The sequence below is a fragment of the Rubrivivax soli genome (genome assembly GCF_049810355.1).
Lineage (GTDB): Bacteria > Pseudomonadota > Gammaproteobacteria > Burkholderiales > Burkholderiaceae_C > Rubrivivax.
This window is the reverse complement of the sequence record NZ_CP187368.1, coordinates 4,904,278-4,925,751: the sequence shown is the minus strand read 5'-3', so window position 1 is coordinate 4,925,751 and position 21,474 is coordinate 4,904,278. Positions and strand designations below refer to the sequence as shown.

Sequence of the window (21,474 nt, the reverse complement as noted above, 5' to 3'; positions counted from 1 at the left end):
GTCAGCTTTCCCGCTCCACCACCTTGTCGGCCAGCCAGGCCAGCGCGGCCGTGTCGGCCAGCCCGCTGCGCGCCAGCGCCTCGTGCGCCTGCACGCGCAGATCCTGCGCATGGCGGCGCGCCGCCTCCAGCCCCAGCACCGACACGTAGGTCGGCTTGTTCGCGTCGATGTCCTTGCCCGCGGTCTTGCCCAGCGTGGCCGAGGCCTGCGTGACGTCGAGGATGTCGTCCACCACCTGGAACGCCAGGCCGAGCGCCGCGCCGAAGTCCGACAGCGCCTGCCAGGCGCGTGCATCGGGCTGGCCGCAGGCCGCGCCCATCAGCACGCTGGCCTGCAGCAGCGCGCCGGTCTTGCGGCGGTGCATGTCGCGCAGCGCGGCTTCGTCCAGCGGCATGCCCACGCTGGCCAGGTCGATGGCCTGACCGCCGGCCATGCCGGCGTGGCCGGCGCTGCGCGCCAGCAGCGACGTCAGCCGCGCCTGCAGCGCCGGCGCCATGCCGGTGTCGGACGCTTCCTGGGGCGTGAGGACCTCGAAGGCCAGCGCCTGCATCGCGTCGCCGGCCAGCATGGCCTGGGCTTCGCCGAACTGCACGTGCACCGTGGGCTTGCCCCGGCGCAGCACGTCGTTGTCCATGCAGGGCATGTCGTCGTGCACCAGCGAGTAGGCGTGGATCAGCTCCACCGCCACCGCGGCCCGCATCGCCGCGGCAGGCGCGCCGTGCAGGGCCTCGCAGGCGGCCATCACCAGCAGCGGCCGCAGGCGCTTGCCGCCGTCGAGCACGCCGTAGCGCATGGCCTGGCCCAGGCCCGCGGGCGCGTCGGCCGGCACCCAGGCGTCGAGCGCGGCTTCCACGGCCTCGAGGTGGCCGCGTGTCCAGGCGTCGAAGTTCAGCGCGCTCACTGCGGGGGCGTCCATGTCTTCAGCTGCCCGTCCTCGAGCAGCTTGACCTGCTCCTCCACCGCTTGCAGACGGCTGCGGCAGTACCCCAGCAGGTCGGCGCCGCGGCGGTAGCCGTCGAGCAACTGGTCCAGCGGCAGCTGGCCGCCCTCCATCTGTTGCACCAGCTGGTCGAGTTCGGCCAGGGCCTGTTCGTAGCTGGCGGGTTCCTTGGGGGCTGAAGAACGTGGCATTTGGGAAAGAGAGTCCAGGCGGGATTCTAGAACCATCCCCCTGGGCAGACGCCTCTAGCACCCCCCGGCGCCAGCACTGTGGGGGGGTGGGTAGAATCCCGCCCTCGCCCGCCGACCCCCTTGATGTCGGCAGGCGTCTCACACCCGCTGCGCGTTCTCCGGCAGCGGGCTGAAAACCCGCCCGCGGGGCCACCGGGCGGGGGTTTGGACATCCCACGATGGAGGATCCCCTCGGATCATGTCTGACCTGAGCATCAGTCTCGAAGCTCTTGAGCAAAGCAGCTCTCAACTCCCGGTTTCCAGCTATTTCGACGAGGGCCTGTTCCGCAGCGAACAGCAACTCATCTTCCAGCACGCACCGCGCTACGTGGGGCACGAGCTGCTCGTGCCCCACGTCGGCGACTTCCATGCGCTGGCTCAGGAAGGCGAAGGCCGTGCGCTGGTGCGCACGCGCGACGGCGTCGAACTGATCTCCAACGTGTGCCGGCACCGTCAGGCCGTGATGCTGCGCGGCCGCGGCCACACGCAGCAGCAGGTGGTGTGCCCGCTGCACCGCTGGACCTACGACCTGCACGGCCAGCTGGTGGGCGCGCCGCATTTCGCGGCCGATCCCTGCCTGAATCTGCGCAACTACCCGTTGCAGCGCTGGAACGGCCTGTTGTTCGAGCACAACGGGCGCGACATCGCCAGCGACCTCGCGACGCTGGGCGCGGCGGCGCAGCTCGACTTCAGCGGCTACGTCTTCGACCGCGCGCACCTGCACCAGTGCGACTACAACTGGAAGACCTTCATCGAGGTCTACCTCGAGGACTACCACGTCGGTCCGTTCCATCCCGGCCTCGGCGGCTTCGTGACCTGCGACGACCTGCAGTGGGAATTCGGCCGCCACCACTCGGTGCAGACCGTGGGCGTGCAGAAGGCGTTGCAGCGGCCCGGATCGCCCACCTACCGGCGCTGGCACGACGCCGTGCTGGCCTTCAACGGCGGCCGGCCGCCGCAGCAGGGGGCCATCTGGCTCACGCTGTACCCCACGGTGATGGTGGAGTGGTACCCGCACGTGCTGGTGGTGAGCACGCTGTTCCCGCAGGGGCCGCAGAAGACGCTGAACCTCGTGGAGTTCTTCTACCCCGAAGAGATCGCGCTGTTCGAGCGCGAGGTCGTCGAAGCCCAGCAGGCCGCCTACATGGAGACCTGCGACGAGGACGACGAGATCGCGCTGCGCATGGACGCCGGTCGCCGCGCGCTGCTGGAGCGCGGCGACAACGAGGTCGGCCCGTACCAGAGCCCGATGGAAGACGGCATGCAGCAGTTCCACGAGTGGTACCGCCGCGAGATGGGGTGGCCCGCCTGACGCCGCACCGGTTTCCGGCGCCGCTGCTGATCGCCTGCGCCTCGCTGCTGTTCGCGGTGATGGGGCTGTGCGTGAAGCTGGCCTCGTCGCGCTACAACGCCGGCGAGATCGTGTTCTACCGCGCGCTGGTGGGCCTGGTGCTGCTGGGCAGCTGGATCCTGCTGCGCGGCGGCTCGCTGCGCACGGCGGTGCCGGCCATGCACTTCTGGCGCAGCCTGTCGGGCGTGACGGCGCTGTGCCTGTGGTTCTACGCGCTGGGCAACCTGCCGCTGGCCACCGGCATGACGCTGAACTACACCTCGTCGGTGTGGATGGCGCTGTTCCTGATGGGCGGCTCGGTGCTGTTCGGCACCGGCCGCATCGACGGCCGGCTGGTGGCCGCGGTGTTCGCGGGCTTCATCGGCGTGGCGCTGATCCTGCGGCCGACGATCGAGCAGGACCAGCTCTGGCACGGCGTCGCCGGGCTGATGTCGGGCCTGTGCGCGGCGATGGCCTACCTGCAGGTCACGGCGCTGGGCCGCGTCGGCGAACCCGAGACGCGCGTGGTCTTCTACTTCTCGCTGGGCGGCGTGGTGGCCGGCGCGGTGTTCGCGCAGTTCGGCGGCGGCTTCAGCGCCCACACGCTGCAAGGCGCGGCGCTGCTGCTGGCCATCGGTGTGCTGGCCTCGGTGGCGCAGTGGATGATGACGCGGGCCTACTCCATCGGCCACACGATGTCGAACGCCGTGCTGCAGTACCTGGGCATCGTGTTCTCGTTCGGCTTCGGCGTCTGGCTGTTCGACGACCCCGTCACCTGGATGGCGCTGTCCGGCATGGCACTGATCGTCCTGGCCGGTCTGACTGCCACGCTGCTGGGCAAGAACGCCCGCACCCCCACCGCATCCACGCCCACGGAGACCTGAGATGAGCTTTGCGACCCTGATCAGCGCCGAGCAGCTGCGCGCCCTGCCCGGCCCCGTCGTGCTGCTGGACTGCAGCTTCGATCTCGGCGACGGCAGCGCCGGTGAGCGCGCCTTCACGGCCGGCCACCTGCCCGGCGCGCAGTACGCGCACCTCGACCGCGACCTGTCGGGTGCCAAGGCCCCGGGCCAGGGCCGCCACCCACTGCCGGACCGCACCGCCTTCGCCGCCCGCGCCGGCGCCTGGGGCGTGCGGCCAGGCGTGCAGGTGGTGGCGTACGACGCGCAGGGCGGGCCGTATGCATCACGGCTGTGGTGGCTGCTGCGCTGGCTGGGCCACGACGCGGTGGCCGTTCTCGACGGCGGCCTGGCCGCCTGGCAGGCCGCCGGCGGCACGCTGGAGGCCGGCACCGCCACGCCCGCCGGCGGGCCGGCGTACCCGGCGAGCGACGCGCCCGCGATGCCCAGCATCGACACCGGCGCGCTGCTGGCCGCGCTGGGCCGCGTGCGCGTGCTCGACGCCCGCGCGGGCGAACGTTTCCGCGGCGAGGTCGAGCCGCTGGACCCGGTGGCCGGCCACATCCCCGGGGCCACGCTGCGCTGCTTCAAGGACAACCTGCTGCCCGACGGCCGCTTCAAGCCGGCCGCGCAGCTGCGCGCGGAATTCGACCGCTACGCCACGCCGCCCGAGCAGGTGGTGCACCAGTGCGGCAGCGGCGTCACCGCCTGCCACAACCTGCTGGCCATGACCCATGCCGGGCTGGCCGGCGCGCGGCTGTACCCCGGCTCCTGGAGCGCCTGGTGCAGCGACCCCGCGCGGCCTGTGGCACGCGGTTGACTTGCATCAAGCGTTGGTCCACGCTGGGCGCGACACTGCCGCAGGCGGCTGCTGCACCGGGCCGCCATGTCGCCACCCAGGAGGTCCACCATGTACAAGCGCATCCTCGTCCCCACCGACGGTTCCGAGATCACGGCCAAGGCCCTGCAGACCGCCATCGGGCTGGCCAGGCTGACGGGCGCCCAGATCTTCGCCATCGGCGTGAAGGAGCCCTTCCCGTACAGCGCCATCTCCGAGATGCAGCCGGTGCCGCCGCAGGAGTTCTACGACGCGCAGGAGCGCATCGCCGCCGGCCGCGTGAAGACGGCGCTGGACGCCGCGGCCGCCGCCGGCATCACGGCACAGGGCCACACGGTGGAGGCGCTGCACCCGTGGGAAGCCATCATCGACCACGCCAAGGCCCAGGAATGCGACCTGATCGTGATGGCCTCGCACGGCCGGCGCGGTGTCAGCGCCTTGCTGCTGGGCAGCGAGACGCAGAAGGTGCTGACGCACAGCACGCTGCCGGTGCTGGTGGTGCGCTGACGCCGAACCGCAACCGGCCTCAGCCCGCGAGCCGCGGGTACACGCCGCTGCGGCCCGGCCGCGACAGCACCCACTGCCAGAGCTGGATGTCGCGCGCGCGGAAGGCGCCGGCGCAGCTGAGCAGGTAGTAGCGCCACTGGCGCTGGAAGCGCAGGCCCAACCGCTCCGCGAAGCGCGGCCAGGCGGCGTCGAACCGGGCATGCCAGGCCAGCAGCGTGCGGTCGTAGTCGGCGCCGAAGTTGTGCAGGTCCTCGACCACGAAGCGCCGCTCGCAGGCGCGGCCGATGTCGGCCACCGTGGGCAGCTCGCCGTTGGGGAACACGTACTTGTGGATCCACGGGTCGGTGCCGTGCCCGGCCTCGTTGCGGCCGATGGTGTGCAGCAGGAACAGGCCGTCGTCGGCCAGGCAGCGCAGCGCCACGTCCATGTAGGTGCCGTGGTTCTTGCGCCCCACGTGCTCGAACATGCCCAGGCTGACGATGCGGTCGAAGCGTTCGCCGCTGCCGACGAGCGTGCGGTAGTCGGCCAGGCGGAACTCCACTGGCAGGCCGGCGCAGCGCTGGCGCCCCAGTTCGGCCTGCGCGGCCGAGACCGTGACGCCCACGCAGCGCACGCCATGGCGCTCGGCGGCGAACTGCATGAAGCTGCCCCAGCCGCAGCCGATGTCGAGCACGCGCATGCCGGGCTGCAGGCCGAGCTTGCGGCAGACGAGGTCCAGCTTGTGTTCCTGCGCCGCGTCGAGCGTGCTGCTGTCCTGCCAGAAGGCACAGGTGTAGGTCATGCGCCGGTCCAGCATCGCGGCATAGAAGTCGTTGCCCAGGTCGTAGTGCTGGTGCCCCACCTGCCAGGCGCGCGCCTCGGACTGCAGGTTCAGCAGCCGCGCGCGCCAGTGGTGCAGCAGCGTGCCGGGGCTGCGCACGCGCTGGTCCAGGCGCGCCCGCAGCAGGCGGTCGAACAGCGCGTCGAGGCTGTCGCAGGCCCAGTGGCCGTCCATGTAGGCCTCGCCGAGGCCGAGGCTGCCCTGGGCCAGCACGCGCTGCGGCACGCTGTCGTCGAGCAGCCGCAGATCCCAGGGCCGGCGGCCGCCCAGCTCGACGCCGGCGGCACGCAGCAGGTCGCCGAAGACGCGGTGCGCCGTGGCGTCGGATCGGCGCGCCAGCGCCTGCGTCGCCGGGTTCTGCAGGTTCTCCATGTGGCGGCCCTTCCGGTGCGGTGGGACTCGACAGCGGTGAAGACGCCAGCTTAGGACGACCTCCGGGTCGCTTGCAATGGGGCGCTGCCGATCGGCGGCGCGGGCCGGCTCAATGCGCGTGCAGCAGCCCGCGCACCGCCACCACCACGCCCAGCCCCGCGCCCAGCCACAGCAGCTGCGACGCCGTCTCGCGCAGCGCCAGCCGGCGCTGCAGCTGCGGCAGCAGGTCGGCCACCGCCACGTAGATGAAGCTGCTCGATGCCGCCACCAGCAGGTACGGGAACAGCGACTGCCAGGGCGCCACGACGAAGTAGCCGATCACGCCGCCGGCCACCGCGGCCATGCCCGACAGCGCGTTGTAGGCCAGCGCGCGCCGGCGTGAGAGGCCGGCGTTGACGAGCACGATGTAGTCGCCCACCTCCTGCGGGATCTCGTGCGCCACCACCGCCGCCGCGGTGACGATGCCGAGCTGCACGTCGGTCAGGAAGGCCGCGGCGATGATCACGCCGTCGCAGAAGTTGTGGATGCTGTCGCCCACCAGCACGCCCCAGCCGCCGCGCCCGGCCTGTTCGGCATCGAAGCCATGGTGGTGGTGGTGGTGCGGGTCGTCGCCCTCGTGGTGGTGGCTGTGGCGGTACAGCTCGGCCTTCTCCAGCAGGAAGAAGAACATCAGGCCCGCCAGCAGCGTGACGAAGAGCTCGTGGGTGTCGATGCCCGGGCTCTCGAAGGCCTCGGGCAGCACGTGCAGCAGTGCCGTACCCAGCAGCACACCGGCCGACAGGCTGACCAGGTTCTTCACGACCCGCGAGAGCAGGCCCACCGTCAGCGACGCGGCAATGGTGACGGAGAGCGCGCCACCGGCAAAGGTGGCGAGCACGATGTAGAACAGGGTCATGGGAGGCGGCGGCACCGGCGAAGGCCGGCTTTCGATCCAGCTTAGCAAGCCTGTCAAGCACCCCCTGACCGGCGCCGATCAGGCCACGCCCTGGGCCTGGAACCAGGCCGTGGCGCGCTTCCAGCCGTCTTCGGCCGCCTCCTTGCGGTAGCTCGGGCGGTAGTCGGCATGGAAGGCGTGCGGCGCGTCGGGGTAGACCACGAACTCGCTCTTCTTCGCCGCCGCATTGCCGGCGGCCAGCGCGGCCTTCATCTTGTCGACCGTGTCCAGCGGGATGCCGGTGTCCTGCCCGCCGTACAGCCCCAGCACCGGGCCGTTCAGCCTGCCCGCCACGTCCACCGGGTGCGCCGGGTTCAGCGGCGTCTGCGCGCCCACGAGGCGCCCGTACCAGGCCACGCCGGCCTTCACGGCCGGGTTGTGCGCGGCGTACAGCCAGGTGATGCGGCCGCCCCAGCAGAAGCCGGTGACGCCGACGTTGCCGGCGTTGGCGCCCTGGCCGCGGGCCCAGGCCAGCGTGGCGTCCAGGTCGGCCATGACCTGCGCGTCGGGCACCTTGGAGATGACCTCGGCGATCAGCTTGGCGATCTCGCCGTAGCTCGACGCGTCGCCCTGGCGCACGAAGAGCTCGGGCGCGATCGCGAAGTAGCCGGCCTTGGCCCAGCGGCGGGCGACGTCGGCGATGTACTCGTGCACGCCGAAGATCTCGCTGATCACCAGCACCACCGGGGCGTTGGTGCGGTTGGCCGGGGCGGCGCGGTAGGCCGGCATCTTGAAGTCGCCCACCGGGATGGTGACCTCGCCCGTCACCAGGCCGGCGCTGTCGGTCTTCACGACGGTCTGCGCCATCACCGGCAGCACGGCGGCGGCGAATCCGCTGCCGACCGAGGTGCGCACGAAGTCGCGGCGGTTGAAGTCGCGCTGCGGCACCAGCGTGTCGAACTCTTCCTTGAGCATGCGAATACCTCCGGGGTTGGTTGGAGCGCGCGATTGTAGGAAGCCGCCCGCCGGACCGTGCGCAGGGTCTTGCACAATCGCCGCATGCCGGATCCGACACTGCGCGCGCTGCCCAAGGGCCCGCTGGCCGCCATCGACATGGGCTCCAACAGCTTCCGGCTGGAACTGGGCCAGGTCCTGCACGGCCGCTACCGCCGCATCGACTACCTGAAGGAGACCGTGCGCCTGGGCGCGGGCCTCGATGCCGACCGGCTGCTCACCGAAGACGCCGTGCAGCGCGGCCTGGCCTGCCTGCGGCGCTTCGCCACGCGGCTGACCGGCTTCGCGCCGGCCCAGGTGCGCGCGGTGGCCACGCAGACGCTGCGCGAGGCCGGCAACCGCGACGCCTTCCTGCTGCGCGCGCAGGCCGCCCTCGGGTTTCCGATCGAGGTCATCTCGGGCCGCGAGGAAGCGCGGCTCATCTACGCCGGCGTGGCGCAGCTGCAGCCGTCCGAGCTGCCGCGGCTGGTGATCGACATCGGCGGCCGCTCCACCGAGCTGATCCTCGGCCAGGGCCGCGTGCCGACGCAGGCCGAGTCGTTCGCGGTCGGCTGCGTGAGCCTGTCGATGCGCTTCTTCGAGGGCGGCCGGCTCACCGAGGCCGGGTTCCGCGCCGCGCAGGTGGCCGCGGGCGCCGAACTGGAGGAGGCGCTGCAGCCCTTCGCGCGCCACCGCTGGCAGCAGGCGCTGGGCTCGTCGGGCACGGCCGGCGCGGTGTCGCAGGTGCTGGCCGCGGCCGGCCTGAGCGACGGCGCGATCACGCCGGAGGGCCTGCGCTGGTGCATCGAACGCTGCATCGCCGCCGGCCACGTCGACCGCATCGAGCTGCCCGGCCTGAAGCCCGAGCGGCGCGCCGTGCTGCCCGGCGGGCTGGCGATCCTGTACACGCTGGCGGCCAACTTCGGCATCGCCGAGATCCGACCCGCCAAGGGCGCGCTGCGCCAGGGCGTGATCGTCGACCTGCACGAGCGCCTGCAGGCTGCGCGCAGCAGCCGCGCCAGCGGCGACATGCGCGACACCTCGGTGGCCGAGCTGCAGGCGCGCTTCGGCGTCGACACGCTGCAGGCCGAGCGCGTGGCGGGCGTGGCGCTGGCGCTGTTCGACGCCGTGCTGCCGGTGGCCGACGCCGAGACGCGGCGCGAGCTCGGCTGGGCCTGCCAGCTGCACGAGATCGGCCAGATGGTCTCGCACCACGACCACCACCGCCACAGTGCCTACCTGCTGGCGCACGTGGACGCGCCGGGCTTCTCGCAGAGCCAGCAGCGCCGCATCGGCGAGCTGGTGCTGGGCCAGCGCGGCGGGCTGCGCAAGCTGGAGGCGGCGCTGGCGAGCGAGACACTGGCCTGGCAGGTGCTGTGCCTGCGCCTGGCGGTGATCAAGTGCCACGCGCGCGACGCCGTGCGCAACGACGCGCTGCAGCTGCGCGCACGAGGCCGGGACGCGCTGCTGGGCTACGCGCCGGGCTGGGCCAGGACCCATCCACGCACGGTGTTCCTGCTGCACGAGGAAGCAGCCGCCTGGGCGCGCACGGGCGCGCTGCGCCTGCAGCTGCCCGACTGAACCCTCCGACCGGTCAGGCGTCGGGCTGGCCGGGCAGCGCCGACTCCAGCGCCGACACCAGCGCACGCAGCCGCGCCTGCAGCTCGGTCGCCGCATCGACCAGCGCCGCGGGCGTGCAGGCCGTGTCGCTGCACAGGCCCTCCAGCGCCTCGGCGGCCTCGTTGACCGCCGTGGCGCCGATGACGGCTGCGGCACCGCGCAGCGAATGGGTGCTGCGCCGCAGCTCGGCGCACTCGCCGGCGGCGGCCAGGCCCGCCAGCGCCGGCATGCCATCGTGGTAGACGCCGGTGAAGCGGCGCAGCACGGTCAGGTAGGTCTCGGGGCGCAGCCCGGTCAGGCGCAGGCCGGCCGCGCTGTCGAAGCCGGCGATGCCCTGCAGTGGCTGCAGCGCGGGAACGGCCGGCGTGTCGGCGGCGGCGGCGGGCGCGGCGGCAGGCACCGCGGCGGGCAGCCAGCGCAACAGGCTCTCGAACAGGCGTTCCGGGTCCACCGGCTTGGCGACGTGGTCGTTCATGCCGGCCTGCAGGCAGGCCAGGCGGTCTTCGCTGAACGCGTTGGCCGTCATCGCCAGGATGGGCGCGGTGTAGCCGGCACCGCGCAGCGCGCGGGTGGCCGCCAGCCCGTCCATGCCGGGCATCTGCACGTCCATCAGCACCAGGGCATGCTTGCCGGCCTGCGCCATGCGCACGGCCTCGATGCCGTCGTGCGCCACGTCCACTTCCAGGCCCACCGCCTGCAGCAGCTGGCAGGCCACTTCCTGGTTGACCACGTTGTCCTCGGCCAGCAGCAGGCGGTGCCCGCGGTGCAGCCGGGCCAGGCGCTGCTCGGCACTGCCCGCTGCGGACCTGCCGGCCTGCGCTTCGGCCGGCGCGTCCGGCCAGCCGCCGGCGTCCGGACCACCGGCATCGCGGCGCGGGACGTCGGCCCGCGGCAGCGCGTCGCCCAGTTCCGCCGTGAACCAGAACCGGCTGCCGACACCGGGCGTGCTCTCGACGCCGACCTCGCCACCCATCAGCTGCGCCAGGCGCCGCGTGATCGCCAGGCCCAGGCCGGTGCCGCCGAAGCGGCGCGTGGTCGAGCTGTCGGCCTGCTCGAAGGCCGTGAAGAGGCTGGCGATCTTCTCGGGCGCGATGCCGACGCCGGTGTCCGAGACCTCGAAGCGCAGCCGCCGGCCCGGCCCGACGGGTGCCAGCTCGCGCACGCGCAGCCGCACCTGGCCGCGCTCGGTGAACTTGACGGCGTTCGACAGCAGGTTCAGCAGCGCCTGCGACAGCCGCGTCGGGTCGCCGCGCAGCTGCGCCGGCAGGCCGTCGGCATCGACGACGAGGTCCAGGCCCTTCTCGCGCGCGCGCTCGGCCACCAGCGCCTGTGCACGGTCCAGCATCGCCCGCAGGTCGAAGTCGGTCTGTTCCAGCGTCAGCTTGCCGGCCTCGATCTTGGACAGGTCGAGGATGTCGTTGATGAGATCCAGCAGGTGCCGCGCGGCATCGCTGACCTGCGCCAGGCGCTCGCGCTGCTGCGGCACCGCGATGTCGCGCAGCAGCAGGTGCGTCAGGCCGATGATGGCGTTCATCGGCGTGCGGATCTCGTGGCTCATGTTGGCCAGGAACGCGCTCTTGGCCTGGCTCGCCTGCTCGGCGCGGTCGCGTTCGCGCGTCAGCGCGTCGTTCAGCTCGATCAGGCGGCGCTCGGACTGGCGTGCCGGCGTCACGTCGATGGCGACACCGAAGTAGCCGCGCACCGCGCCGTCGTGCCAGTCGGGCACGTACTGCGTCCAGCTGTACGCCATGCCGCCGTCGGACGTGACCACGGCCCGCTCGAAGGCCTGCGGCTGGCCGGCGAGCGCCGCGCGCTCGTAGGCCGCGGTGGACGCCACCGCCTCGGTGCCGAAGACCTCGGCCTTGGTCCGCCCGAGCAGCTGCTCGGGCGTCTTGTTGTTCCAGGTGCAGTAGTCGCGGTTGACGAAGCGGCAGCGGCCGTCGGCGTCCCAGTAGGCCACGCGCCCGGGCACGTTGTCGGCGATGGTGCGCGAGCGCTGCTCGGCGTCGGTGAGGGCCCGGTTGGCCTGCTCCAGGCGCTGCTCGGCCTGCTTCAGCTCGCTGATGTCGGTGGCGAAGAAGAAGTAGCCCTGCACCACGTCGCCCTGGGTGTCGGGCAGGCGGTGGATCCAGAAGTGACCGCTGCGGCCGCCCGCGCCCGGGACTTCCTCGACCCCGGCGAGCGTCTCGCCCGAGAACAGGCGTTCCAGGCTGGCGGCGCGGCGCGCGACGTGCTCCTCGCCCAGCACCTCGGCGACCGTGCGGCCCAGCACCGCGTCGGCCTCGAGCCCGAACCACGCGAGGTAGGCGCGGTTGGCGAAGCGCAGCCGCCGCGCGCGGTCCCAGTAGGCGATCAGCGTCGGCTGGTGGTCGGCCACCGTGCGCCAGAACGCGTCGGACGCCTGCTGCGCCTGCAGCGCCTGCTGCAGCGCGTGCGTGCGTTCGTCGATGCGCTGCTGCAGTTGCTGCTGGTGCAGCGCCAGCGCGTCCTCGGCGCTCCTGCGCTGCGTGATGTCGGCGAACGAGACGACGACACCGTCGAGGCGGCCGCTGGCGGCGTCGCGCATGGGCTCGGCGTTGACGTTCATCCACACCAGCCCGCCGTCGCGACGCCTGTAGCCCAGCACCGAATCCTTCAGCGCCTCGCCGGTCGCGAGCACGCGCGACAGCGGCAGCTCCTGCGCCGGCATCGGGCTGCCGTCGGTCCGCAGCGCGGGCCAGTCGGTCGGTGCCATGTGGCGGATGCGCATCTCCTGCTGCGACACGCCCAGGATGCGCTCGGCCGCCGCGTTGCAACCCTGCGGGCGCGCCTGTGCGTCGAAGACGATGACGCCGTCGTGCAGCCCCATCACCATCGCGCGGTGCAGGGCCTCGCTGGCGCGCAGCGCGCGTTCGGCCTGGCGGCGCGCGCTGACGTCGCGCCAGGCCATCACCGCGCCCCCTTGCGCAGTGCGCAGCGGCGTCACCGTCAGCGACAGCGCGCGCCGGCCGTCGTCGTCGGCGGAGGCCGGCAGCTGGCAGTCCGTCTCGAGCGTGAAGAGTGCGCTCTCGCCGCGCAGCACCGCCTGCACGCCGGCGTGCAGCTGCGCCGTCTGTGGGGCGCTCTCTCCGTGCAGCGCACCCGGCAGCGCCGGCAGCAGGCTGCCGATCTGCAGCTGCTGCGCGGCGCCGCCGAGCGCGGTGCCGTGCGCGCGAACCGCCTCACGCCACGCGGCGTTGACGGCGACGACGCGACCGGCGGCGTCCAGCACCACCAGCCGGTCCAGCATCGAGTCTTCCACCGCCTGCAGCAGCTGCGCCGAGTCGCGCAGCACCTGCTCGGCGTGGCGGCGTTCGCTCAGGTCCTGCAGCACCGCCAGCACCACGGTGGCGCCCTGCAGCGTCGCGCGCGTGGCCTGCAGCTCGAACTGCACCGCAGCGCCGTCGGGGTGCGGGGCCGTGAACTGCAGCGGTCCGTCCGGGGGCGTGTCGGTGCCTTGCAGCAGCCGCGCCAGTGCAGCCTGCAGACGTTCGCGGTCGGCAGGCACGACGAAGTCGCGGGCAGGCTGCCCCAGCAGCTGCGCCGCGGGGCGGCCGGCGACCTGCGCGGCACGCGGATTGAGGTAGGCGATGCGGTCGTCGCGCACGATCAGGATGCCCGCTCCCGACTGCTCGACGACGCTGCGGAAGCGCTCTTCGCTCTGGCGCAGCGCACGCTCGGCCCGCGACCTGCCCCGCTCGGCACGCAGCACGACGGCGCAGATGCCCGCCAGCAGCAGCACCGCCACGCCCAGGGCCCAGCCGAAGGCCCGGTCCTGCCGCGCCACCATGTGCTGCAGTTCCTGGCGCACGTCGGAGTCCAGCGCCTCGGCGCGGCGGTGCAGCTGGTACAGGGCCAGGTGCAGCGCGAGGTCGTAGCGGCCGGCCTCGGCCGGCGACACGCTGGCTGCGGCACGGTCGAGCTGCTGCCGCAGCGCCTGCACCGGGCGCTGGATCTCGGGCTCGGACTGGCCCGTCAGCGCCACCAGCGCGACGGCACTGCGCTCCAAGCCGTCCGCGGCCTGGCGCAGCAGCGCCAGGCCCTGCGCCCGGTTCCAGGGCGAGGCCGGGTCGCCCGCCAGCGCCAGGTGCAGGCCGCCGGTGGACAGGTCGTGGTCGGCGTGCCCGAAGTCGCGCAGCAGTCCGGTGGCCGTCTCGATCTGGCGGCGGTGGTCGAAGTGCAGCGCCGTGATCAGGCCGCAGACCAGCAGCGCCGCCAGCAGCGCCCACCACAGCGGCGCGTGGCGCCAGCGCATCGGTGTCGTCGGGCTCATCGGGACGCGGCCGCCGACGCCGTGGCAGCCGCGGAGGGTGCGGAAGCGACGACGAAACCGAGACCGTGGACCACGCGCCGGTGCTCGGCACTGCCGCCCCAGCCGGCCTGCGCCGCGTTCCAGGCCGCCCGCAGCGCCCGGTCGTCGGGGTGGAAGGCGACGGCCACGTCGTGGCTGTCGGCCGCCGGCGTGGCCCCCAGCTCCAGCGCCTCGAGCATGCCGGGCACGCTGCGCGCCATCCACGCGAGCGCCGGCAGCGACAGCGCCAGCGCGTCGGCATGGCCGCGCTCCACCGCGAGGCGGCCGGTCTGGGGGTCGGGCACGGTCAGCAGGCGCTCGGCAGGCACGCCCAGCGCCAGCAGGCGGGCCTGCGCCACCGAGCCGTCGATCACGGCCACGCGGGCGGCGCCGGCGCGCACGTCGGCGTAGGCATGCAGCGCCAACGGGTTGCCGCGGCGCACCAGCAGCCCCGGCACCGCGCGCACCAGGGGATCGGCGAACCCGACCTGCTGCGCCCGCTGCGGCGACACGAACAACCCGGACGCCACCAGGTCATAGCGACGCTCCAGCAGGCCGGGCACCAGTTCCGCGAAGCCGACCTGCACCCACTCGACGCGGGGCAGGCCCAGACGCGCCGCGACGACGCGCGCGCTCTCGGGCGACTCGCCGCGCACCGTGCCGTCGTCCCCGACCCAGGCGTAGGGCGGCGCCACGGCATAGCCGATGCGCAGCACGCCGGCGTCCCGGACACGCTGCAGCGAGGCGTCGCGCTGCCACCACCCGGCCAGCGCCGCCAGGGCCAGCAGCGCCACCGCCGCCGCAGCTGCCACGAATCTGCCTGGGGTCAGGCCGGGCATCGCGGACAGCGGGACCGCACTGCTGGCGGCTGCATCGAAGTCGGGAGGGACACGTCTCGGGCTCTCGGGCCGCGCGCGGGCGCTGCCTGGGCCGATTGTGACAAGGCTTGTGGGGCCTGCGCTACACGAGTTCGGGCGCGAGTGCGGCGTGCAGCACGACCTGGAGTTCGCCGTCCCGCTGCCGCGCACGCAGCCACCACAGACCACCCTTGCGCAGCGCCCAGCTCTGGGCCTGGCCCGACAGCAGGTAGGCCGCCGTCAAGCCCAGCGTGGGCTGGTGGCCGACCACCAGCACCGGCTCGCGCGCCTCGGGCCAGCGCACGGCGTGCAGCAGTGCGTCCACGGTGCCGTCGGGCGCCAGTTCGACCAGCGTCTTGACCTTGCGGTCGAGCGCGGCGGCCGTCTGCTGCGCGCGCCGCGCGGGGCTGACCAGCACGCGGGTGCTGGCCGGCAGCTGGCGGTTGAGCCAGCCGGCCATGCGCTGGGCCTGGCGCTCGCCCTTGGGCGTGAGCGCCCGCTCCAGGTCGCTCTGCACTTCGCGCATCTCGAAGGCTTCGGCGTGGCGCCAGAGGATCAGGTCCATGCGTGCGTCCTGTCTGCCCGGTGTGCCCGGTGTGCCCTGCCGGTCAGCGCAGGCGCTGCACCAGCGCCTGCTGCGCGCTGACGCCGGTGTCGGACACCCGGCGGTAGCTGCCGTCGCTGTCCAGCGTCCACGCGTCGCGCTCGTCGTGCAGGTAGGGCACCAGGGCCTCGTCGATCAGGCGCTGGCGCAGCGCGGCGTCGCGCACCGGCCAGGCCAGCTCGATGCGGCGGAACATGTTGCGGCTCATCCAGTCGGCGCTGCTGAGGTACAGCACCTCGTCGTCCTCGCCGGGACCCCAGCGGAAATACAGGATGCGCGAATGTTCGAGGAAGCGGCCGATCACCGAGCGCACGCGGATGTTGTCGGTGCGCCCGGGCAGGCCCGGCGGCAGCATGCAGGCGCCGCGCACGACGAGGTCGATCTGCACGCCGGCCTGGCCGGCGGCCACCAGCGCATGGATCAGCGCCGGGTCGGTGAGCGCGTTGATCTTCGCGACGATGCGCGCCGGCCGCCCGGCGCGGGCCGCGTCGGCCACCTGCGCCACGTGCCGCATCAGCCGGCGGTGCAGCACGAAGGGCGCGGTCAGCAGCTGCGGGCTCGACTTCAGCCGCGCCTGGCTGGCGAGCTGGTGGAACACCGCGTCCACGTCGGCCGTGAGGCCGGGGTCGGCGGTGAGCGTGCCGATGTCGGTGTACAGGCGCGCCGTGCGCGGGTTGTAGTTGCCGGTGGACAGGTGCGCGTAGCGGCGCAGCCGCTGCCCCTCGCGCCGCGTGACCAGCAGCATCTTCGCGTGCGTCTTCAGTCCGACGATGCCGTACACGACCTGCGCACCCACGGCCTCCAGGCGCTCGGCCCAGTTGATGTTGGCCTCTTCGTCGAAGCGCGCCTTCAGCTCGACGACGACCATGACCTCCTTGCCGCGGCGCGCCGCCTCGATCAGCAGGTCCATCAGCACGCTCTGCGTGCCGGTGCGGTAGACGGTCTGCTTGATCGCCAGCACGTCGGGGTCGGCCACGGCCTCGCGCAGGAACTGCACCACGGGCTCGAAGCTCTCGAACGGGTGGTGCAGCAGCACGTCGCCCTGGCGCAACTGCTGCAGCACCGGCCGGCTGCGCGCCAGCGCCGCCGGCCACGACGGCTCGTGCGCCGGAAAGCGCAGCGCGTCGGCATCGGCCTGGTCGATGAGCTGGTTCAGCCGCACCAGGTTGACCGGGCCGTTGACCTTGTACAGCGCCACGTCGGGCAGGCCGAACTGCTCCAGCAGCAGGGCCGACAGCTCGGGCGGGCAGGTGCTCACCACCTCCAGCCGGATGGCCTGGCCGAAGTGGCGCGTGGTGAGGCCGCTGCGCAAGGCCTGGCGCAGGTTGGTGACATCGTCGGAGTCGACGTCCAGGTCCGAGTCACGCGTGACGCGGAACTGCGAGAACGATTCGACCTCGCGACCCGGGAACAGCTCGCCCAGGTGGGCGCGGATCACGCTGGTCAGCAGCACGAAGCCCTGGCGGCCGCCGCAGAGTTCGGGCGGCAGCTTGATGACACGCGGCAGCACGCGCGGCACCTTGACGATGGCGATGCTGTTCTCGCGGCCGAAGGCGTCGCGCCCGCCGAGCCGGGCGATGAAGTTCAGCGACTTGTTGGCCACCAGCGGGAACGGATGGCTGGGGTCCAGCACCAGCGGCACCAGCAGCGGCCGCACCTGGGTCTCGAAGAAGCGCGCCACCCACTTGCGCTGCGCGTCGTCGCGTTCGGCGTGGTTCAGCACGACGATGCCCTGCTGCTGCAGCGCCGGCATCAGCACGTCGTTGAACAGCGCGTACTGCTCGTCGATGAGTTCGTGCGCGGCCGAGGCCACCGCCGCCAGGTCGTTGCGCGTGACGCCCGAGCCCACCTGCCGCGTGGCTTCGATGATGTCGGCCACGCGCACTTCGAAGAACTCGTCGAGGTTGCTGCTGACGATGGTGACGTAGCGCAGCCGCTCCAGCAGCGGCACGTCGGCACGGCGCGCCTGCGCCAGCACCCGCCGGTTGAACTGCAGGATCGCGCGCTCGCGGTTCAGCAGCGGCAGCGGGCCGCCGCCACCGGGTGCCGGCTCCGCAAGCACGGGCACGGCAGGGTCGACACGAGGTTCCTCGGACATGTGCGCAGTCTATGAAGCTTGCGCGACGGTTGTGTGACAGCGCGGCGACGGCCCCGTGACGGCGCAGCGCGCGCTCAGTGCGCCTGGTCCCAGTTCGCGCCCACGCCCACCTCGGCCAGCAGCGGCACCTTCAGCTGCGCCACGCCAGCCATCAGGCGCGGGATGGCCTCGCGCGCCCACTCGAGCTCGGCCGCGGGCACTTCGAGCACCAGTTCGTCGTGCACCTGCATCACCATGCGCGTGGCGCGCCCCTCGGCGTCCAGTGCCTGCTGCACCGCGATCATCGCCAGCTTGATGAGGTCGGCCGCCGTGCCCTGCATCGGCGCGTTGATGGCCTGGCGCTCGGCACCGCTGCGGCGCGGGCCGTTGCCGCTGTTGATCTCGGGCAGCCACAGCCGGCGGCCGAACACCGTTTCGACGTAGCCCTGCGCCTTGGCCGCCACGCGGGTGTCGTCCATGTAGCGCTTCACGCCGGCAAAGCGTGCGAAGTAGCGGTCGATGTAGTCCTTGGCCGCCTTCTGCTCGATGCCCAGGTTGCTCGCCAGCCCGAACGCGCCCATGCCGTAGATGAGGCCGAAGTTGATGACCTTGGCGTAGCGGCGCTGCTCGCTGCTCACCTGCTCGACCGGCACGCCGAAGACCTCGCTGGCGGTCGCCTTGTGCACGTCGATGCCTTCGGCAAAGGCCCGCAGCAGCGCCGGGTCGTCGCTGATGTGGGCCATGATGCGCAGCTCGATCTGCGAATAGTCGGCGCTCATGAGCACGTGGCCGGGCGGCGCGATGAAGGCCTCGCGCACGCGCCGGCCCTCGGGCGTGCGGATCGGGATGTTCTGCAGGTTGGGGTCGTTGCTGGCCAGCCGGCCCGTCACCGCCACGGCCTGCGCGTAGTTGGTGTGCACCCGCCCCGTGGCGGGGTTCACCATCAGCGGCAGCTTGTCGGTGTAGGTGCCCTTCAGCTTGGCCAGGCTGCGGTGTTCGAGCAGCTTGCTCGGCAGCGGGTAGTCGGCGGCCAGTTCCTGCAGCACCTCTTCGTCGGTGCTGGGCGCGCCGGTGGCGGTCTTCTTCTTCACGGGCAGGCCGAGCTTGCCGAACAGGATCTCGCCGATCTGCTTCGGGCTGCCCATGTTGAAGGGCTGGCCCGCCAGCGCATAGGCTTCCTGCTCGAGCGCCACCATGCGCTCGGCCAGTTCGTGGCTCTGCCGCGCCAGCACGGCGCTGTCGATCAGCACGCCGTGGAGTTCGATGCGCTCCAGCACCGTGCTGACCGGCATCTCGATGGCCTCGTAGACGTGGCGCAGCTTCGCGTCGGCTTCGATCTGCGGCCACAGCGCCTGGTGCACGTGCAGCGTCATCTCGCTGTCTTCGCCCGAATACTCGGCGGCGCGGGCCACGTCCACCTGCGCGAACGGGATCTGGTTCGCGCCCTTGCCGCAGACGTCTTCGTAGCTCAGGCCGCGGCGGCCCAGGTGCCGCTCGGCCAGGCTCTCCAGGCTGTGCGGCTTGTGCGCCTCGATCACGTAGCTCTGCAGCATGGTGTCGTGGCGATAGCCGCGCACCGTGATGCCGTGGTTGGCGAACACGTGCAGGTCGTACTTGATGTTCTGGCCGATCTTCGCGCGCGCCGGGTCTTCCAGCCACGGGCGCAGGCGGTCGAGCACCGCGTCCAGCGGCAGTTGCGCCGGGGCGTCGCCGTAGCTGTGCGCCAGCGGCACGTAGGCGGCCCGGCCGGGCTCGGTGGCGAAGCTGATGCCGACGATGCGCGCGCGCATGCCGTCCAGCGAGTCGGTCTCGGTGTCCAGCGCCACCAGCGCGGCCGCCTGCAGCTGCGCCATCCAGGCGTCCAGGCGCTCCCAGGTGGTGACGGTCTCGTAATCCCGCGGCAGCGGCGGGCCGGCCGGGAACGGGGCGGGATCGGCGGCCGCGGCGCCGGCGCCTGCAGCGGCCGCACCCGGCGCGGCGGGCGCAGCCGCCCCCAGTGCACCGCCTTCGATCTCGCGCAGCCACGTCTTGAAGCCGAAGCGCCTGTAGAAGTCCTGCAGGCCCGCCTGGTCGACCTCGCGCAACGCCAGGGCTTCCAGCGCCGGCCAGTCGGGCACATGGCCGGTCAGGTCGCAGTCGGTCACCACCGTGATGAGCTTGCGGCCGGTGGGCAGCCAATCGAGCGCCTTGCGCAGGTTCTCGCCGGCCACGCCCTTGATGCTGTCGGCCGCGGCCACCACGCCGTCGAGGCTGCCGTGTTCGGCGATCCACTTGGCGGCCGTCTTCGGCCCCACCTTCTCGACGCCGGGCACGTTGTCGACGGTGTCGCCGATCAGCGTGAGGTAGTCGACGATGCGCTCGGGCGGCACGCCGAACTTGGCGGTGACGCCGGCGATGTCCAGCACCTCCGGCGGCTTGGCCATCGTGTTCATCAGCGTCACCGCCGGCGTGACCAGCTGCGCCAGGTCCTTGTCGCCGGTGGAGATCAGCACCTGGTGCCCGCTGGCGGCGGCCACGCGCGCCAGCGTGCCGATGGCGTCGTCGGCCTCGATGCCGGGCACTTCCAGCACCGGCCAGCCGAGCAGGCGCACGGCTTCGTGGATGGGCTCGATCTGCTGGCGCAGCGGGTCGGGCATCGGCGCGCGCTGCGCCTTGTAGGCGGGATACCAGTCGTCGCGGAAGGTCGGTCCCTTGGCGTCGAAGACACACGCGGCGTGCTCGGCCGGGTAGCGCTCGCGCAGCCACTTCATCATCGCGATGAAGCCGTGGATGGCGCCAGTGGGGAAACCGTCGGGGCTGCGCAGGTCGGGCAGCGCGTGGTAGGCGCGGTACAGATAGCTGGAGCCATCCACCAGCAGCAAGAGCTTCTCGGTCATGGGGCCGGATTGTGCCGCCGGGGCCCTGCGTAGAATCCCTGAGCATGAACGCCCTGCCCGTGCCCGTGCTTGCCGCCGCCCTGCTGCTCTGCCAGGGCACCGCCCGGGCGGCCGACGCCAAGCCGGTGCCCGAGCCCGCGGTGCAGCGCCTGGTGAGCGAGGACGACCAGGTCGTCGTCGAGGAGCTGCGCGTGCGCGGGCAGACGCAGAGCATCACCGTGAAGAGCAAGATCCCGGGTGTCGCGCCCTACCGCATCGTGCCGGCCACCGGCGCACGCGACCCGTCGCAACCGGGCAGCACCGCCGGCCAGCGCGTCTGGCAGTTCACCTTCTAGGCCGGCGATGGCGGTCTACACCGAAGTCGGCCTGCCGGAGGCCGATGCCCTGTTCCAGCGCCTGGGCCTGGGCGCGCTGACCGAGCTGCGTGGCATCCGGTCGGGCATCGAGAACACCAACTACTACGCCAACACCGCCCGCGGCCAGTGGGTGCTGACGCTGTTCGAGCGCCTGACGCCGCAGCAGCTGCCCTACTACCTGCACCTGATGCAGCACCTGGCCGGCCGGGGCATCCCGGTGCCGGCGCCGCAGGCCGATGCCGCCGGCACACTGCTGCACACGCTGGCCGGCAAGCCTGCCGCGGTGGTGACGCGCCTGCCCGGCGGCCACCGCCTGGCGCCCGACGCGCCGCACTGCGCGCAGGTGGGCGAGATGCTCGCGCGCATGCACCTGGCGGGCGAAGGCTTCGCGCTGGAGCAGCCGCACCTGCGCGGCCTGGCCTGGTGGGTCGAGACGGTGCCGGTGGTGCTGCCGCATGTGGCACCCGAGCAGGCGGCGCTGCTGCAGGACGAGCTGGCCTTCCAGCAGGCGCTGGCCGCGTCCCCGGCCTTCGCGGCGCTGCCGCAGGGGCCGATCCACGCCGACCTGTTCCGCGACAACGTGATGTTCGACGACACCGCCGGGCCGGACCGGCTGTGCGGCTTCTTCGACTTCTACTTCGCCGGCACCGACACGCTGCTGTTCGACATCGCCGTGTGCCTGAACGACTGGTGCACCGACCTCGCCAGCGGCAAGCTCGACGAAGGCCGCGCCGCCGCCTTCGTCACGGCCTACCAGGAAGTGCGCCCGCTCACCAGCGCCGAGGGCCGGCTGCTGCCGGCGCTGCTGCGCGCCGCGGCGCTGCGCTTCTGGCTGTCGCGGCTGTGGGACTGGCACCTGCCGCGCGACGCCGCGCTGCTGGCACCCAAGGACCCGGCGCAGTTCGAGCGCGTGCTGCGCGAACGCATCGCCAACCCGTGGCACCCGCCGCGCTGACTCCCCACCCGCCGCCT

The 21,474-nt window shown here is 72.6% G+C and carries 17 protein-coding genes; 7 read left to right on the top strand and 10 right to left on the bottom strand.

Translation table 11 applies throughout. The features are described from left to right. Position 1: 1 nt before the first annotated feature. Complete coding sequence (locus ACPOLB_RS22615) at positions 2-916, bottom strand: polyprenyl synthetase family protein (protein ID WP_425258297.1); 915 nt, start codon at positions 914-916, stop codon at positions 2-4. After that, positions 898-1,131, bottom strand: coding sequence for an exodeoxyribonuclease VII small subunit (xseB, locus tag ACPOLB_RS22610; protein ID WP_425258296.1), 234 nt, complete (start codon positions 1,129-1,131; stop codon positions 898-900). Before xseB ends, ACPOLB_RS22615 begins: the two co-directional genes overlap by 19 nt. A gap of 238 nt (positions 1,132-1,369) precedes the next feature. On the opposite strand from xseB, the gene ACPOLB_RS22605 reads away from it, so the two are divergent. The 4 genes from ACPOLB_RS22605 to ACPOLB_RS22590 all read left to right on the top strand — a co-directional run bounded on the left by ACPOLB_RS22605 (position 1,370) and on the right by ACPOLB_RS22590 (position 4,744). Further along, on the top strand, positions 1,370-2,482 hold the full coding sequence (locus tag ACPOLB_RS22605; protein WP_425258295.1) for an aromatic ring-hydroxylating oxygenase subunit alpha: 1,113 nt from the start codon (positions 1,370-1,372) through the stop codon (positions 2,480-2,482). Continuing rightward, entirely contained in the window at positions 2,470-3,384 is a 915-nt protein-coding gene (locus ACPOLB_RS22600; protein WP_425258294.1) for a DMT family transporter, read from the top strand. The genes ACPOLB_RS22605 and ACPOLB_RS22600 overlap by 13 nt, the downstream gene beginning before the upstream one ends. A 1-nt stretch (position 3,385) precedes the next feature. Further along, positions 3,386-4,219 (top strand): sulfurtransferase, encoded by an 834-nt coding sequence (locus ACPOLB_RS22595; RefSeq protein WP_425258293.1) that lies wholly within the window; start codon positions 3,386-3,388, stop codon positions 4,217-4,219. A gap of 90 nt (positions 4,220-4,309) precedes the next feature. Next, positions 4,310-4,744 carry a universal stress protein gene (locus ACPOLB_RS22590; protein ID WP_425258292.1) on the top strand — a complete coding sequence of 145 codons (435 nt, stop codon included), beginning with the start codon at positions 4,310-4,312 and terminating at the stop codon, positions 4,742-4,744. 19 nt (positions 4,745-4,763) lie between these two features. Here the strand turns inward: ACPOLB_RS22590 and cfa are convergent, their stop codons facing one another. The 3 genes from cfa to ACPOLB_RS22575 all read right to left on the bottom strand — a co-directional run bounded on the left by cfa (position 4,764) and on the right by ACPOLB_RS22575 (position 7,785). Then, positions 4,764-5,936, bottom strand: coding sequence for a cyclopropane fatty acyl phospholipid synthase (gene cfa, locus ACPOLB_RS22585; RefSeq protein WP_425258291.1), 1,173 nt, complete (start codon positions 5,934-5,936; stop codon positions 4,764-4,766). A 109-nt stretch (positions 5,937-6,045) separates the two neighbouring features. After that, positions 6,046-6,831, bottom strand: coding sequence for a ZIP family metal transporter (locus ACPOLB_RS22580; protein WP_425258290.1), 786 nt, complete (start codon positions 6,829-6,831; stop codon positions 6,046-6,048). A gap of 78 nt (positions 6,832-6,909) precedes the next feature. Then, the gene (locus tag ACPOLB_RS22575; protein ID WP_425258289.1) at positions 6,910-7,785 is read right to left on the bottom strand and encodes a dienelactone hydrolase family protein; all 876 of its coding nucleotides are present in this window, start codon (positions 7,783-7,785) and stop codon (positions 6,910-6,912) included. An 84-nt stretch (positions 7,786-7,869) separates the two neighbouring features. Here ACPOLB_RS22575 and ppx point away from each other — a divergent pair, with 84 nt between their 5' ends. After that, complete coding sequence (ppx, locus tag ACPOLB_RS22570) at positions 7,870-9,384, top strand: exopolyphosphatase (RefSeq protein WP_425258288.1); 1,515 nt, start codon at positions 7,870-7,872, stop codon at positions 9,382-9,384. Between the two features lie 13 nt (positions 9,385-9,397). Here ppx and ACPOLB_RS22565 read toward each other — a convergent pair whose 3' ends face one another. From ACPOLB_RS22565 to polA, 5 genes are all read right to left on the bottom strand, one after another. Next, positions 9,398-13,714: a PAS domain-containing protein gene (locus ACPOLB_RS22565; RefSeq protein WP_425258287.1), complete on the bottom strand. Its 4,317-nt coding sequence runs from the start codon at positions 13,712-13,714 to the stop codon at positions 9,398-9,400. Next, complete coding sequence (locus ACPOLB_RS22560; protein ID WP_425258286.1) at positions 13,711-14,544, bottom strand: transporter substrate-binding domain-containing protein; 834 nt, start codon at positions 14,542-14,544, stop codon at positions 13,711-13,713. Before ACPOLB_RS22560 ends, ACPOLB_RS22565 begins: the two co-directional genes overlap by 4 nt. Before the next feature lie 148 nt (positions 14,545-14,692). Further along, entirely contained in the window at positions 14,693-15,154 is a 462-nt protein-coding gene (gene sixA, locus ACPOLB_RS22555; protein WP_425258285.1) for a phosphohistidine phosphatase SixA, read from the bottom strand. Positions 15,155-15,197: 43 nt separating this feature from the next. Next, positions 15,198-17,291 carry a polyphosphate kinase 1 gene (ppk1, locus tag ACPOLB_RS22550; RefSeq protein ID WP_425258284.1) on the bottom strand — a complete coding sequence of 698 codons (2,094 nt, stop codon included), beginning with the start codon at positions 17,289-17,291 and terminating at the stop codon, positions 15,198-15,200. Between the two features lie 74 nt (positions 17,292-17,365). Further along, positions 17,366-20,146 carry a DNA polymerase I gene (gene polA, locus ACPOLB_RS22545; protein ID WP_425258283.1) on the bottom strand — a complete coding sequence of 927 codons (2,781 nt, stop codon included), beginning with the start codon at positions 20,144-20,146 and terminating at the stop codon, positions 17,366-17,368. Between the two features lie 44 nt (positions 20,147-20,190). On the opposite strand from polA, the gene ACPOLB_RS22540 reads away from it, so the two are divergent. Together ACPOLB_RS22540 and ACPOLB_RS22535 are read left to right on the top strand one after the other, a co-directional pair. Further along, positions 20,191-20,481, top strand: a complete 291-nt coding sequence (locus tag ACPOLB_RS22540) for a hypothetical protein (protein ID WP_425258282.1) — start codon at positions 20,191-20,193, stop codon at positions 20,479-20,481. A gap of 7 nt (positions 20,482-20,488) precedes the next feature. Beyond that, positions 20,489-21,457 (top strand): homoserine kinase, encoded by a 969-nt coding sequence (locus ACPOLB_RS22535; protein ID WP_425258281.1) that lies wholly within the window; start codon positions 20,489-20,491, stop codon positions 21,455-21,457. Positions 21,458-21,474 lie beyond the last annotated feature (17 nt).